The organism is Pectobacterium sp. IFB5596 (assembly GCF_021432585.1).
Lineage (GTDB): Bacteria > Pseudomonadota > Gammaproteobacteria > Enterobacterales > Enterobacteriaceae > Pectobacterium > Pectobacterium punjabense.
In genome coordinates this window covers 1-13,362 of record NZ_LXFY01000014.1, presented here as the reverse complement: position 1 = coordinate 13,362, position 13,362 = coordinate 1, and the positions used below count along the sequence as shown (strand labels likewise).

At 42.7% G+C, this 13,362-nt stretch carries 16 protein-coding genes; 7 read left to right on the top strand and 9 right to left on the bottom strand.

Annotated elements, in window-relative coordinates; translation table 11 throughout:
* Window positions 1-39: 39 nt before the first annotated feature.
* A complete protein-coding gene (locus tag A6301_RS12625; RefSeq protein ID WP_234257934.1) occupies window positions 40-261 on the bottom strand; it encodes a hypothetical protein in 222 nt (73 codons plus the stop codon).
* Between the two features lie 599 nt (window positions 262-860).
* Between A6301_RS12625 and A6301_RS12620 the strand changes: the two genes are divergently transcribed.
* From A6301_RS12620 to A6301_RS12600, 5 genes are all read left to right on the top strand, one after another.
* On the top strand, window positions 861-2,378 hold the full coding sequence (locus tag A6301_RS12620) for an AAA family ATPase (protein ID WP_234257933.1): 1,518 nt from the start codon (window positions 861-863) through the stop codon (window positions 2,376-2,378).
* Window positions 2,378-3,235 carry an HNH endonuclease gene (locus A6301_RS12615; RefSeq protein WP_234257931.1) on the top strand — a complete coding sequence of 286 codons (858 nt, stop codon included), beginning with the start codon at window positions 2,378-2,380 and terminating at the stop codon, window positions 3,233-3,235. Before A6301_RS12620 ends, A6301_RS12615 begins: the two co-directional genes overlap by 1 nt.
* 331 nt (window positions 3,236-3,566) lie before the next feature.
* On the top strand, window positions 3,567-4,190 hold the full coding sequence (locus A6301_RS12610) for a hypothetical protein (protein WP_234257930.1): 624 nt from the start codon (window positions 3,567-3,569) through the stop codon (window positions 4,188-4,190).
* A gap of 250 nt (window positions 4,191-4,440) precedes the next feature.
* Window positions 4,441-4,953 carry a hypothetical protein gene (locus A6301_RS12605; protein WP_234257929.1) on the top strand — a complete coding sequence of 171 codons (513 nt, stop codon included), beginning with the start codon at window positions 4,441-4,443 and terminating at the stop codon, window positions 4,951-4,953.
* A gap of 2 nt (window positions 4,954-4,955) precedes the next feature.
* On the top strand, window positions 4,956-5,507 hold the full coding sequence (locus A6301_RS12600) for a YfbU family protein (protein ID WP_234257928.1): 552 nt from the start codon (window positions 4,956-4,958) through the stop codon (window positions 5,505-5,507).
* Window positions 5,508-5,902: 395 nt separating this feature from the next.
* Here the strand turns inward: A6301_RS12600 and A6301_RS12595 are convergent, their stop codons facing one another.
* From A6301_RS12595 to A6301_RS12565, 7 genes are all read right to left on the bottom strand, one after another.
* Window positions 5,903-7,018: a UvrD-helicase domain-containing protein gene (locus A6301_RS12595; RefSeq protein WP_234257927.1), complete on the bottom strand. Its 1,116-nt coding sequence runs from the start codon at window positions 7,016-7,018 to the stop codon at window positions 5,903-5,905.
* Window positions 7,015-8,667, bottom strand: a complete 1,653-nt coding sequence (locus A6301_RS12590; protein ID WP_234257926.1) for an ATP-dependent endonuclease — start codon at window positions 8,665-8,667, stop codon at window positions 7,015-7,017. Before A6301_RS12590 ends, A6301_RS12595 begins: the two co-directional genes overlap by 4 nt.
* A gap of 366 nt (window positions 8,668-9,033) precedes the next feature.
* Window positions 9,034-9,243, bottom strand: a complete 210-nt coding sequence (locus tag A6301_RS12585; protein WP_234257925.1) for a TraR/DksA family transcriptional regulator — start codon at window positions 9,241-9,243, stop codon at window positions 9,034-9,036.
* A complete protein-coding gene (locus A6301_RS12580) occupies window positions 9,233-9,817 on the bottom strand; it encodes a DUF2857 domain-containing protein (protein ID WP_234257924.1) in 585 nt (194 codons plus the stop codon). Before A6301_RS12580 ends, A6301_RS12585 begins: the two co-directional genes overlap by 11 nt.
* Window positions 9,818-9,833: 16 nt before the next feature.
* Window positions 9,834-10,028 (bottom strand): AlpA family transcriptional regulator, encoded by a 195-nt coding sequence (locus A6301_RS12575; protein ID WP_025918863.1) that lies wholly within the window; start codon window positions 10,026-10,028, stop codon window positions 9,834-9,836.
* A 153-nt stretch (window positions 10,029-10,181) separates the two neighbouring features.
* Window positions 10,182-11,096 carry a hypothetical protein gene (locus tag A6301_RS12570; protein WP_234257923.1) on the bottom strand — a complete coding sequence of 305 codons (915 nt, stop codon included), beginning with the start codon at window positions 11,094-11,096 and terminating at the stop codon, window positions 10,182-10,184.
* A gap of 415 nt (window positions 11,097-11,511) precedes the next feature.
* Window positions 11,512-11,784, bottom strand: a complete 273-nt coding sequence (locus A6301_RS12565) for a helix-turn-helix transcriptional regulator (protein ID WP_014699383.1) — start codon at window positions 11,782-11,784, stop codon at window positions 11,512-11,514.
* A 146-nt stretch (window positions 11,785-11,930) separates the two neighbouring features.
* Between A6301_RS12565 and A6301_RS12560 the strand changes: the two genes are divergently transcribed.
* Window positions 11,931-12,245 carry a helix-turn-helix domain-containing protein gene (locus A6301_RS12560; protein WP_025918866.1) on the top strand — a complete coding sequence of 105 codons (315 nt, stop codon included), beginning with the start codon at window positions 11,931-11,933 and terminating at the stop codon, window positions 12,243-12,245.
* Between the two features lie 184 nt (window positions 12,246-12,429).
* Window positions 12,430-12,744: a helix-turn-helix domain-containing protein gene (locus A6301_RS12555; protein ID WP_025918867.1), complete on the top strand. Its 315-nt coding sequence runs from the start codon at window positions 12,430-12,432 to the stop codon at window positions 12,742-12,744.
* Between the two features lie 134 nt (window positions 12,745-12,878).
* Here the strand turns inward: A6301_RS12555 and A6301_RS12550 are convergent.
* Window positions 12,879-13,362: site-specific integrase (locus tag A6301_RS12550; RefSeq protein WP_234257922.1), on the bottom strand; the 484-nt coding region annotated here is incomplete at its 5' end.

The window sequence follows — 13,362 nt, the reverse complement described above, 5'->3', positions numbered from 1 at the left end:
GATAGTCGATGGCAAGGGAAAAGGTGGGGGAGTTGAGCGTTAATCTTGCTGGGGTGCCTGCGGCGTATCGCTATCATCCTTGGGTTCAAGGAGCACTAGCTTACCGGAGACAGCAATACCGGGTGTCAGTACGATATTCAATCCGGGTTTGCCGTTATGCGCGAACGCCACGCCGACTTTTGTCCAATATGTGTTCTTCTCTCTGCTGGTATCGGGTTGGCTTTCCTGCGTGACAAACACGTGATAGGTAGGTTTTCTCATGCTATTTCCTTTAATAAAAAGTCATGGTGAATTAACTAAATTGATCACATCCCGATTCTGCATTCCGGTTTCAACGGGTCAGCGAGAACATTCAGCGGCACCCTGAATTGTGGTTGTGTGACAGCCCGACTCATCTTTTTAAAGAACAATACTCGGCCCGGACGAATAAACGTCCATAAAGCTCGCCAGTGGAAGGTGGCGTGATTAGCGTGCGATATCAGTGTCAGGATAAAAATGATAAAATCAAAAAGGGAATGAGAGAGAAATATATATAGCGTGATAATTATTTGAAGGGTTGTATTGGCTTGATTTTGAGTTGTCGCTTATGGACATACCTAATATGACAGGCAGCTTTGTGCCAGAAGCCGTCTTTGCTAGAATCTTATTGTGTCAAAAGTCCAACCGCGGCTAATATGTAAATTAGTTTAACTAATAATTAGAATTCCAGACGATACTTCCTTTAATTAGTAGCGTAACCGCAAAAAGAATTTTTGAGTTTTATTATATGTTTAAGTTTCTCGCAGAATATATTTACACTCCTATTATTGTTTTTGATATAATTAGGTGAGTCTAAACAAAACAAGATTTTCGGAAATTATATGGATATCATTATTGTACCCCGAGAGCAACGTATTCCTGCCTCAGGCATTAGTACGGCTTACCTGCATGTGGATCGTTGGAATGACTTTTCATTCATTACAATGTTTTACATGTATCTGTTTGATCAGAACGGTGAACGGCATGAAATTGGGAATATCAAGATTGGCTTTCAAGGACAAACTACTGAAAAATCAACTTACTCCACGTTAGGGAGCAGGTTTAGAATTCTCCCAGAAGGATATTTTTCCGTTGGTCAGGATGTCGACTATTATCAGAAAATTTCAAATTTACCAGAATCCGTCAAAGTTTCGTTACTTGAGGCGCTCAAAGATATAGCTTATGCACCAGAACTTATAGATCTTGTTAAGGATGAGGAGGTTTTTAAAACGTCTTTGCTTCGGTATGTTAGTTTGTCTGTTATTAAAGGTCAGTTTGCGCGAGTGCTTGAGGGAAAGAATCCACTGACTAATTTTGAGTTTAAGTTTATTCGCCCTGCACAAGACAAAATTTCCGATATCGAATTATCATTTAAAGTGAAAGTAGGAGAAAAACCAAGTACCAATATTCATGCGATCATAGGTCGTAATGGTGTGGGGAAAACGACAATTCTAAACGGAATGATTGAAGCTGTTACCAGTAAAGGTACGTCGAATGCAAAATTTTATGATCTGGAGGGGTGGAGTGATGACCCGATTGATAATGATTACTTTAGTAGTTTAGTCTCTGTGTCATTTAGCGCATTCGATCCATTCGAGCCACCAAGTGAACAGCCTGATCCATCAAAGGGAACTTGCTACTTCTATATAGGTTTGAAAAAAAAAGGAGAGTCGCTGAAAGGGCTAAATGATATTCATGAAGACTTTCTACAAGCTTTGACGCTATGCTTTAGCCAGATTCCTAAGCGTGAAAGATGGCTGCAGGCTATTGATACTTTGGAGTCTGATGAAAATTTTGCAAACATGGAGCTGAAAAATCTAGCGGGATATAATGGTGAGATGCTCGTTAGTAATGCACGGAAACGTATAAAAAGAATGAGCTCCGGTCACGCGGTTGTGTTATTAACACTTACACGTTTAGTCGCAACGGTGGAAGAAAAAACGTTAGTGCTAATTGATGAACCAGAGAGCCATCTTCATCCACCGTTACTGTCTGCTTTTATTCGTGCGTTGTCTGATTTGCTACTTGATAGAAATGGTGTTTCTATTATTGCAACTCACTCACCTGTGGTACTTCAAGAAGTCCCTAAACGATGTGTTTGGAAAATCAATCGTTCAAGATTGTCTACCGAATCTCGCAGGCCAGACATTGAAACATTTGGTGAGAATGTAGGAATCTTAACAAGAGAGGTATTTGGTCTTGAAGTTGTTAAATCCGGTTTTCACGATTTATTAGTCCGATCAGTTAAGTCAGGTGGAACATATGAGGAGATAGTCGATGAGTATCGTAACCAGCTTGGTGTTGAAGCCCGAGCTCTATTAAAAGCGCTTGTCACACACAGAGATCGGAGTGTTAAGTGATGTTGAAACTTAAACAACCTGCTTACACATATGCCGATATGCTGACTAGCTGCCGCGAAGGCATAACTGGTAATCCGGGCTTGTTGCTGAAAGTAAATGAAGCAATAACTGATTTGCAAACATTGGCAGCTTCATATAGCGCATCGGCATTAACTGGTGAACTTTATACAATACAACCACTGCAAAACAAAGATGAGGAAGACCCCATTGTTGTAGGTCGGTTAAAGAAATCTGACTTTGTTAAGCTTTATGGAAATTATGTTGTTGGGAAGAAAAAGCCTGCTCGAACTATTTATGATGCCCTGATGATTGCTGCTAATGAAAAATGCCCATTTTGTGGTGGGATCGGGCGTCCTCGAAATTTAGATCATTATTTGCCTAAAGCTCACTATCCTCAGTTCTCTATATTGCCTGTTAATCTTGTGCCAGCTTGTCGAGATTGTAATATGGATGGTAAAGGGGAAGCTTTTGCAAGAAATGAAGCAGAACAGATCATACATCCCTATTTAGATGATAGCCGTTATTATGATGAACAGTGGATATCGGCTAGATACTTGGTTGGCAAGAATGATGAGCCCGGAGTTATTGAGTATTTTGTTTCTCCACCTGCTGATTGGGATGATGCACATAAACAAAGAGTGGAAAAACATTTTAACGATTTTGATTTATCTTTAAGATACTCGAAAGAAGCTGGTGCGAGGTTAGTTGTGCTTTTAGCTCTATATAACTCAGTACTACCATTATTCGGAGATAAAAATGCTGCTAAAGACCTTATATTTAAAACAATAATCAGTAATTCGCCTTTTGTGAATCACTGGGAACGGGTTATGTGTTTGGCTCTTATGTCAGACTTGTAGTAATGCTTGGAGTTTTTATTTCTGTCCTAATTGATCTGCTCCCCATTGATTAACACGCCGCAATGTTAGTGATGCAACTATTTGGCTGCGAGATTAACTGAGAACTTCCGCTCTTCGCTCATCGCGGCCAACGCCTCTCTTCAAGCATGGCGAGCACTACCAGTATAATTGAGGAATATCCTTATTTCGACGAATACCTAATGGTTATCTTGATAATTATATTTGGTGGTATCTAATCTATAGAAGGAAGCCAAATTGCTTGTATTAGCTAGCAGAACTAAGCATCATTATGCTCAATAAACCATCCATATAACAGAGACATAATTTGAGTATGAATTTTTCATCCGGGGTAAATTTAGTTATCTCGGTCATTTCTTTGGCGATTTCTGGAATCGCAGCTTATTACTCAGTTCAGGCTTATAACCAATCTGAGAAAATCGATAAACAGGTTTCGCATGTGATCATGGCATCCATCGGGAACAAGATAAATCGCTACGCTGAAAATGCTTATAATTCATATCTTTTCCTGAGTGGGGTGAGAGATTTGGAGCATGGTGTTCCTGAATTGAGTGATAAAGTTGAAGCGCTATCGCTGGATTTTTTGCACAAACAGGAACTGTCAGGTCTATCCGTCCCTGAAGATACACTTTTCCAACTTGCTAAGAGTAACGGTGAAACTGCAGGCAAAATAGCGCAGTGCCTAGCAGCCGTTACGGAGATGAACAGTGATATAAGACAGTTTGCTAAAATCACGCAAGAAACTATGACGCTGGAATTGCGCCTGACTCTGCCTGTAATACCGTATCGTTTCAGAAGGGTCAGTATGGTCTGTCAAGACGCTGATAAGATGCTTTCTGAGCAGATAGGGAAAACACAACCCGGGAAAGGAACGTTAGGTGAACTCGAAGAAGCACAAGTGCTTCAAATGGAAAGACGACTAGTTCCATTACGGTAAGTGAAAATATCTATTAAGCGTAAGGGGCTAAGGGTTGTAGTGGATAGCTAAATTTGGCCACTTTCAAAGGTGTGTTAATTTCCGATCCTCGCTCATAGCAGTCCCTGCTGTTGACTTGGACTGCTTCGTGCCAGAAGCAGTCGTTGCCGACACCAGGCTATGTTAATAAATTGGGGACAGGGTGCTCTAAGGTGACAAAGTTGTGCTTTCAATTATTATATTGCGATAGATATATAAATCAGGGGATCTTATGGCATTCAATGACATCCTGCTGTCCCGAATAGGAACTGGCGTCACTATTATCTGTGCTATTGGTTCAATTGTGGGATGGTGGCGCTCGCGCCAAGCCGCCACTGAAGCGCAGTCAGCTGTGCAGCAAATCCATCATCAGCGACATGTTAGGCTAGCGGGGAATGTCCAGGCTGCACTGAGTAGTGCAATAAAATTGCTGCGAATGGTTGGCCCAGGTTGTAGTGCAGAGAAGATCGTTGGTATCAAAATGGATCCTATCATTGATGAAACTGAACAGTTCTTGGAACAGTTTCAGACAACCTTCTCCGGCTCACCGCTTTCAGAAAAAATTAACGTGTCTGTGGATAGATTTACAGCAGAAATCAGAGCACATATTTCAGCTTTATCGGATGCGATTACGCCTAGTGATAAACTCAAAGAAAGTCGCATTATTTATACAAAATTATCATCCCTTCAACCAGAAATTAACCGTGTGGCCGATGATTTTACGTACAATCCTAAAGGTAACTGAACATGCAAATCAGAGACAGTGAAAAACTTATTCTTCTTATGCTATGTGATTTGTACGACAAGAATGGTGTTGAGGGAGACATAGACCACGACTTCATCCGCGAAGCTATTTTTGATCAGCAGACTTGGGCTATTCCTTGGAAATTTTCAGGCATTCCATTTAAAGATCAGGAAACACCTCCGGAGGTAAAGTATGTACTGGATATACTGCAGATGTGGAGCATTATCGAATACAGCTATGCTCACTTGAGCGAAGAGAACAAAGCCATACTTCAGCGTGATGCTGCTCCTTTCGGTGACGATCCGCGTTTCAGAGGTTTTGATGGAAATAATGAATCCGAACTGTTGGTCGCTGCAGAATTTATTATCAATAAACTGGATCGTTTTCAGGAGTTCAAAGGGCGATATTTAAACTCCCATATCCCAAGCGTGGATGGGTACGACAGAATGCTTAAGGTGTTTAACAAGGCTTTTGAAAGCAATATGGGACGACCACTATCGCTTGAACAACTTACTGTAATTCTGTCAGAGATCAGACACCCCAGTAACAGATAAATTTTACACTTCTGGCGCATCCATATTCGGTGGCTAAAAGGCGAGATTAACAATAACAGTACTGGTACCTGTGCCAAGGCGGCATAATCAAACGCCGCCAACATCGGCTTTTTAAAGCTAGTGCTACCTCCCTGACCTGGCAATTTTATCAGGCTGCCAGCAACTGTGAATCTATACGGCGGTGTTGTTGACAGTCTTGCTACACTGAATCGCCACTGCTTTTGTAGCTATCCTTATAACTTGGCTCCCAGCCTCAAACTCATTGATGTCCAAAAGTAACTTCCGTCCCAGACCTTAGCTACTCCATATTGTCCACTTCATGTCAACAGCGGACATCTCAAATATAATTCTGAGATAACAGGAAGCGGAGCATTACGGTAAGACCGTTAAGATCATTACCCAGTAGAGTAAATTTTGATCCCGTTCGAGTTGAAAGTTGCGCTACCATTAAAAACAATCGCAACACTTTTAACAGGTCTAGTCAGGCCGACATACAACTTGGCGCGTGAATCATTGGTGAGTTCTGAATTATTATCTTGAAACCACTGCAGCATGGGGTCGGTAGGATAGATGAGCACACGTTCAAATGTAAGGCCTTTAGATGTGCCGAAGGTAAAGACAGGATACCGTTCATCCACGGTGCGCCTCTTATCCCAGCGCAACTGCACGGGGGTATAAGTTTCCAGGTAGTGATTAAGTAATTTTGCAGGCAACAGAAAGACGCCGTCATGGCCTGACAATCCACGTACGTTAGAGGCTGAAGGGGAAAAGGTAGGATAGAGCTTATTGGCAAAATCATTGATTTCATGAAAGCATCGGAAGTTCTCATTCAGCATTTTATCATCGACTGTGACCCCTGCCGCCTTGTCATCAAAGAAATTCACGATGGCAGCTTTTTTGTACTTCGCATTTTTCTCAGTATTGACGGTACTGTAAGTGGCCTGACGCGGGTCGCCGACCAACGTGATTTTAATGGGTGATCTGAACAGTGTTTGAAGAATTTCAAGATCGTAACCTGCGAGATCCTGAACCTCATCCACATAAATTTCATCAAAACACGACGCCATTCGAGCGATGACTTTTCCGCTCGACTTCTCATCACAGCGAAGAGAGAGTTTGGCCATTTTATCGGAGTAAAGCTTAAAATCAGAACTGAAATAGTGCTGCTTGAAATCTTTCTCCCCCCAGTAGATGGGTCTCCCCGCTACCTTATAAGGTTTTACACCGGATTTGCTGCTGCAAAGAAGCATGCCTTTGATGTCATAGTCAAATAAACACCCCTGATAGGGTTTAATCCAGTGCTTAATCAGAAACGAAAACCAGGTGATCACATACAAATTAGGCGGGACACATCCATTCTCTTTAATGATTTTGACATTTATTTCATCCCGGCATGCTTCGGTGAACGTGGTAATCAGAATACGCTTGCCTGAAGTGGCTGCTTTTAATGCTTCATTGACCACAAAGGTGCTTTTACCTGCTCCAGCAGAGGCGATAATGACTTTGTTCATTTGATCGCATCCAGAATGTACTGCGGGTACTGTACGCTGAGCGCCGCAGTATTCGTATAGTTAAATATCTTCAATGCGCAATCTGTTTTATTCGCACGCATGTAAATGCGTAAATCATCATCAGAAGTGTGTGCGGTCCCTAAAATGGCATTAAGGTTCGCCCTACTGTTAGCCTTCAGCAATTTAGGCTCAAGCGTATTATAATTGTATTTTTTTGTACCTATCATCAGCGTACCAGTATCAACAATCGGGTCAACGCATATATCTATGTGTGCTTTTTTATTCGCACCCAGATAGGCGTTGTATTTTTTCTGGATTGCGGCAATATCGCCATCATTGTCCGTTACGATGCGGGTGGGTTTGTCGATAATCGCTGCTATTTCCAGAAATCTCAGAAACGAAATCCCCACTGAAATGACTTCGATTTCGTCCTCAACGGGCAATCGTCCATGGTTCGCATCCATGTATGCCTTCTGAACAACAAGCTCGTCCGAATCGCCTTCAACCAGAATTGCTTTCTTACACAGAACCATTCGAAGTGTGTCGTAGCCCGCAATTTTTTCAAAAAACTCTTTCGTGCCCGGTGTTAACGAAGCCAGCTTGGTCGTCTTGCGGTTCGAGAGAAAAATCAGATCACCAAGACCGAGTTTGTTCGCAACGAAACTACTGTGAGTCGTAATGATGATCTGTTTACCTTCACAGTTGTTTTTGATGGTCTTGATGAGCAGATTAAGCTTGGTGTGAGACAGGTTATTTTCAGGCTCTTCAATCAGAATGACATTCGACTCTTTCGCTTTATTGTGCGAGAGCGCCAAATTGGTCTTCACAATGCTTTGCTCGCCTTTTCCAATGTAGTTAAACGGAACATCATCTAGGCATGTAATCAGACTTGATTCCCATGCTTTTTGAGAGGAAAGCTCAACCGAGATAGTGACCTTTTTACTGGTGATCTTGCTTGCACTGATAATTTTCTTATTGATGGTTTCGATAGACTTGTCTGATATGAAGGCTTCTTTCATCTTACGGTGCGACTGAGAAACGCTAATGACCTCATCGTCCGTCAGCAAATCCTTGATTATTCTGCTGATGTAAACATCTGACCCATTGTTGCCTCTGGCCGAGGATGAATCGATAAATGCAGACTTGAGGGGGATGTTACGTGATAAAAGTGGGTCCCTGCTGAAGCTTTTCCACTCAATATCGTAATACTCGATAGGCAACGTTTTGATATCACCTGCTTTCAAGAGTGCCTCATAGGCAGCTTTATAGTCCTCGTTAAACTTGATTTTTAACACAACTCCCACTGAGGATGACTTCAGGCAATTACCATCTCCCTCTAGGAAAACTGTGTCAGGCGTTCTTTGGAAATGGAGCTCAACGAATAGCGCTGGCGGTGGCAGTCTGGCTGCGGTTGCAAGGCTGGCTAAATATTCCTTCACCAGTTGATCATTAAAGAGATATTGGCTGATGTTGTTCTTGACAGGTTTTCCTGCATACAACCCCGTCAAACCCAAATTGATAGCCTCAAGGATGGTACTTTTCCCCGCTTCATTATCGCCTACGATAATGTTCACTGACTCATTAAACTCGATGAAGAATCGATCTTTGAAACCCTTAAATCCCTCAATAATTAACTTTGTAATAATCATTAATATCTCCATTACATGTTATGCGCAATCAATTCAGGAAAATATATTTGATGAAAAGTGGATAGGAATTTATGGAGGAAAGTTCAATATCAACTGAGCTATTGAGCTGTTCCCCGTTGATTAAAATACGCCAATTTTAGTAATGCCTCTATTGGTTGTTAGGATAATTGTGAGCTTCTGCTCGTTGCCGATTGTTGGGTTCTAACACGGAACCTTGCCAGATCAAGGCTGAGGCAATACCGATAAGTAATAATGATGCTGGCTTCCAGCCCCGTTCTTCATTGCTTAAAATACGCATAGTGACTTATTGAGGTAATAAAAAACGCGCAGAGAAGGGCATTTCTCTGCGCATATTCTTGTAGATTATCAGCTCTGACGGCGCTCAAGTATGGTTTGGCATTCCGTACAAGTTGTCACGCCCGGAAGGGTTCTCCTCCGCTTCTCAGGGATGGGTTCACCGCACAAACGACAATAATGTAATGAGGGGGTAGTTGCTGGTTTGAAACGGTTTTGTTCAATCATCTCTTCCAGACGTTGCTCATTAAATTCCTGATCGCGATCGATCTCATCTGGCATGCGATGTCCTCCTGTTCAGTGCTTCTTTCTCACAAAGGGTGATACGGTTCCAGACGGCGGTCAGAGAAAGCCCCTTTTCGCGGGAAGACAATGATTCAGTAACCTGCATCATTGCTTCCAGCGCGTCAGATGTATCAAGGTTTTCAGCGCGGCTCTTTTTCCATGACAGCCAAATTTCCGTATCAATGGCTTCATCTGGGATTGGCGTTCGGCCATAAGGGATGGTGACACCCAGCAACCGGCGGCGGGCGCAGACTTCATTCGAGGTGAGGCCAAAAAAATGATTAAGGAGTGCAATAGATCCTCCCAATCTGACGGCGCGATTTATCTGCTGCTGGCGTTGTGCTTCCTGGTGGGACAGCGTCAGGATCTGTTGTAGAACGTCGTGACGGACAGTGATCGACATAAACTGTGCGGATGCCCGGCTGACGATAAACAGTTCGTCGAGGGATAGCTGATTGAGGGCATTCAATTCGTCGAATGTGAATCCTAACGTTTCACAATAACGAAAATTACCTTCTTTGAGTGCGGCAAGGGCGTTTGTTAATACCGCGTAATTCAGTGAGGGGAACATAATGCTATATCTCCCTTCAGCGCGTTAAGCGGTTAGATAATTTGAAGTTAATCCATTCGTCAATTTCAGATTCAAGCCAAGCCACACTGGCAGGTCCAATCTTTATTGAAGAGGGAAAGGCACCTTCTTTCATGTACAAGTAGATTTGCGAGCGTTTCAGGCCGGTTTTTACTTCCACTTGTTTCAGACGTAATAACTGATGCGATGTCATAAATACCTCCAGTGCAGAAATGGGATATGCCCGGAGATGACAAAAAAACACAGTGAGGAAAGGAGTGAAAGTTGAAGAGCCCGTATTACGGACACCACAATCCTTAATACGGGTTTTTAGATTGAAGCGTGTAATGTCATTTTAATTCGGTGCCTAAGCGGACGTAGGTGAACCACGTTCAAGCGCCGTTTTTAACGTATCGCCGCTGAATCGATCGGTCATGCCTTCATCTGAGGCCCACTGTTCAAAGATGGACAGAAGCTTATAGGGTTGCCTGATTAATGGTCTAATCGACTCATTGTTTTTACAAGCAAGCCAGAACAGTCTAGATAATGGCGTGGATATGCGTGTCGAGGAAGGCTGAGAGGTATCATTTTTGGCAGGCATGCTAATTAATTTCTCAAGTTCGGTATATTTTATGACAAAACATGCATCCTTTGGCAAATCATGAATCGGAAAATATTCTCTATGGCTATACTGCTTTGTTTTCTGGTATGGGATTTTTTCAGTAATATGTGATGCGATATTTTTAGGGAGTCTCATGATTTGCTGTTTTATCCTTTCGCGATACCTGATTTTCTCAAATATTTGAAAGTGATCGTCGCCGATATTGACAGTAAGACCATAGTTAACGTGATTTTCTCCGATTACGGGTTGTGGAATACCCAGAGATCTCGCTAATAAACGTTGAACCAGAACGTATTCATAACCGATGAGCGTTGTATCAATCACTTGTTGAGTGGGGGAAGTATATTTTCCCTCGGTGGTGACGATTAAGTTTCTGTTATTGATGAAACAGTTTTTTTCGAGAATGCATAGCTGGTTAATCAAATGATTGCCTATAGGCTTAAGCTTTGCCTTAGCATTTGATGTTTTGATTTTTCGTAAGATGACTGGAGATTGGAAGTAGAGCGAAAGATTGATATCTCCGTATAAGGTATGGCGATAAATATCAGCTTCTGTTAACGGTGAGTTTCTTATCTGAGTCGCTATCGCAATAGCTTCTGGTATCGTAATCCAGTTAAATGCATCACTTTTGGTATTGAACATCCTATTTTTCATTATCATGATTCATCTCCTTTATATGAAAATGATATATTGCATAGGTGGCTAACGTTTCCTTATGCAGCCATGACGTATAGATAGGATTCTGAAAATGAGGAATAGGATTAGTGAGGGGTTGTTGGGATAACGATGATGTTATTGATCGCTTTTCGCTGGCCGTCACAAAAAATGTCTAAATTAGGAAGCCATCACCAAACTAGCTATCTCGCTCATGTCGATTGTTACTCTACGCGTTACAGATTTTATTCAGATCAACACAGTCAAAGCTCTGTATCAAAAAAGAAGGGACATACCCTGAATCAGGCATATCAATTGGTTCGAGGTAATTAACGAACCAATTGATGATGCGGAATGGTTGAATCGAGTGGAGACCAGAATGTTATTCCCTGATGGTTGGCGATTAAGCCCAGTAAGTGATCTAATTGTTTTTATGACGAATTTCTCGCGGAATGCGCTGCCCTTGCGAATCGAAATAACGATTCGGCCAGATTTCACTCGCTGGAATGCCCAGTGCGTCGGCGATCAGTCGTTCACCTTTCGGCCAGGGGCGGTTTAGTGCATTTGCAAGCGTTGATGAACTAAGACCCGCCTCACGTGATACGGCTGCTAACGTCGTCTTTCGTTTGCGCAGTGCTGCAATGATATCGGCAGGATGCCAGTCCATTCGTTGTTCCTGTTGTTCAATGTTCATACGTCCTCCTCTTGGATTGAAACTTTACTTCTTCCAGTAAACTATATCTTTATTATGGGTGAAAAAACAACCAAAAATAAAGATAAAATTTATTTAGGAAAGAAATGCTTCAAGAAGGACTTGTTTAGAGAAGCGATAATCAGTCTATGTTGATCAGTACTGTGGATAACACCGTGATTGGTAAGCGATTAAGACTAGCCCGAGTAAACAAGGGATTAAAGCAGGCAGAGCTCGGTTGCCTAGCTGGTCTGGATGAGGAAACGGCAAGCTCTCGTGTGAGCCAATATGAAAGAGAAGTCAGTGCACCAGATTTTGGGCTGGTTTCTCGGTTCGCTACAGTGCTGGATGTTCCTGAAGCGTATTTCTATGCCGTCGATGACGATCTCGCCACCTTGATCTTACAGTATCACCGTTTCAAGAAAGCCAACCCAAACTCCACGCTGCTCATCACACCTCAGTAAGGTTGGTGCCCTAATGAGTCTGGTGTTCAATTCCTGTGCGTTTACCCTTCTAAATTTAATTATTCCTACTATCAATAAATTAAATCTTCATTTTTGAGTTTAAAATAACCAATAATAAATTTTAAATTTACTGGGTAAAGAACCACTTTAAGAGAGGCATGGCGGGAACGGCGATAATCGGCTTATGTTAATCTGCGAAGCAGGTAATGCCGTGATTGGTAAACGATTAAGATTGGCCCGAGTGAATGCAGGGTTAAAACAGGTCGAGCTCGGTTGTCTCGCTGGGCTGGATGAAGAGACGTCGAGTTCCCGCGTAAGCCAATATGAAAGGGAAGTCAGTTCACCGGATTTTGGTCTGGTTTGCCGGTTTGCGGCGGTGCTGGATGTGCCGGAAGCCTATTTTTATGCTGTCGATGAAGATCTCGCAACGCTAATCTTGCAGTACCATCGTTACAAGAAAAGTAACCCTAATTCTACGTTGTTGATTACCCCGCAATAGACCTTCATTCCTCTATCCGGCCTGAGTAATTTCCTGACGTTTCTAGATTTTTTGTGAAATGCTGACGGAAAAAACTTCTCGCAGTCCGAAAAGCAGATCCTTTGATCAGGATCTGCTCTTAAGGGTGTTATCGATCAGGCAGCTCCAGCCGTCTTATGTTGTTGAGCATAAATGTATGGCGCAACATATCCTTCTCGATTGGTATCCAGATAATCCGACCACCATTGCATCATCGCTTTACGGGCATCGAGATATTCTGCTTTATGGATGTAAGCCGCTCGAACGCTATTGCGTTCCTGATGACTCATTTGACGTTCAACGGCATCCTGTGACCATAGGCCAGACTCCATTAGCGCACTACAGGCCATAGCTCTGAATCCGTGGCCGCAGATTTCATCTTTTGTGTCATAACCCATCAAGCGCAGCGCCTTGTTGACCGTGTTTTCGCACATTGGTTTATACGGATTATGGTCACCGGGGAATATCAGTTCCTGATGCCCGGATATATCCCGCATCTGTTTCAGAATAGTGATGGACTGACGGGAGAGGGGAACGATATGCGGCGTGCGCATTTTCGCCCCACGCCCAGAGTAGCGGACACCGGGGATGGCTTCGCGG

Bases quoted from the DNA above. Each gene is read 5' to 3' on its own strand.
- A6301_RS12580 (WP_234257924.1), bottom strand. From the start codon at position 9,817: ATGTTCCCCTCACTGAATTACGCGGTATTAACAAACGCCCTTGCCGCA.
- A6301_RS12585 (WP_234257925.1), bottom strand. From the start codon at position 9,243: ATGCCAGATGAGATCGATCGCGATCAGGAATTTAATGAGCAACGTCTG.
- A6301_RS12560 (WP_025918866.1), top strand. From the start codon at position 11,931: ATGTTGATCAGTACTGTGGATAACACCGTGATTGGTAAGCGATTAAGA.
- A6301_RS12570 (WP_234257923.1), bottom strand. From the start codon at position 11,096: ATGATAATGAAAAATAGGATGTTCAATACCAAAAGTGATGCATTTAAC.
- A6301_RS12595 (WP_234257927.1), bottom strand. From the start codon at position 7,018: ATGAACAAAGTCATTATCGCCTCTGCTGGAGCAGGTAAAAGCACCTTT.
- A6301_RS12625 (WP_234257934.1), bottom strand. From the start codon at position 261: ATGAGAAAACCTACCTATCACGTGTTTGTCACGCAGGAAAGCCAACCC.
- A6301_RS12575 (WP_025918863.1), bottom strand. From the start codon at position 10,028: ATGACATCGCATCAGTTATTACGTCTGAAACAAGTGGAAGTAAAAACC.
- A6301_RS12600 (WP_234257928.1), top strand. From the start codon at position 4,956: ATGCAAATCAGAGACAGTGAAAAACTTATTCTTCTTATGCTATGTGAT.
- A6301_RS12620 (WP_234257933.1), top strand. From the start codon at position 861: ATGGATATCATTATTGTACCCCGAGAGCAACGTATTCCTGCCTCAGGC.
- A6301_RS12565 (WP_014699383.1), bottom strand. From the start codon at position 11,784: ATGAACATTGAACAACAGGAACAACGAATGGACTGGCATCCTGCCGAT.
- A6301_RS12610 (WP_234257930.1), top strand. From the start codon at position 3,567: ATGAATTTTTCATCCGGGGTAAATTTAGTTATCTCGGTCATTTCTTTG.
- A6301_RS12615 (WP_234257931.1), top strand. From the start codon at position 2,378: ATGTTGAAACTTAAACAACCTGCTTACACATATGCCGATATGCTGACT.
- A6301_RS12555 (WP_025918867.1), top strand. From the start codon at position 12,430: ATGTTAATCTGCGAAGCAGGTAATGCCGTGATTGGTAAACGATTAAGA.
- A6301_RS12590 (WP_234257926.1), bottom strand. From the start codon at position 8,667: ATGATTATTACAAAGTTAATTATTGAGGGATTTAAGGGTTTCAAAGAT.
- A6301_RS12605 (WP_234257929.1), top strand. From the start codon at position 4,441: ATGGCATTCAATGACATCCTGCTGTCCCGAATAGGAACTGGCGTCACT.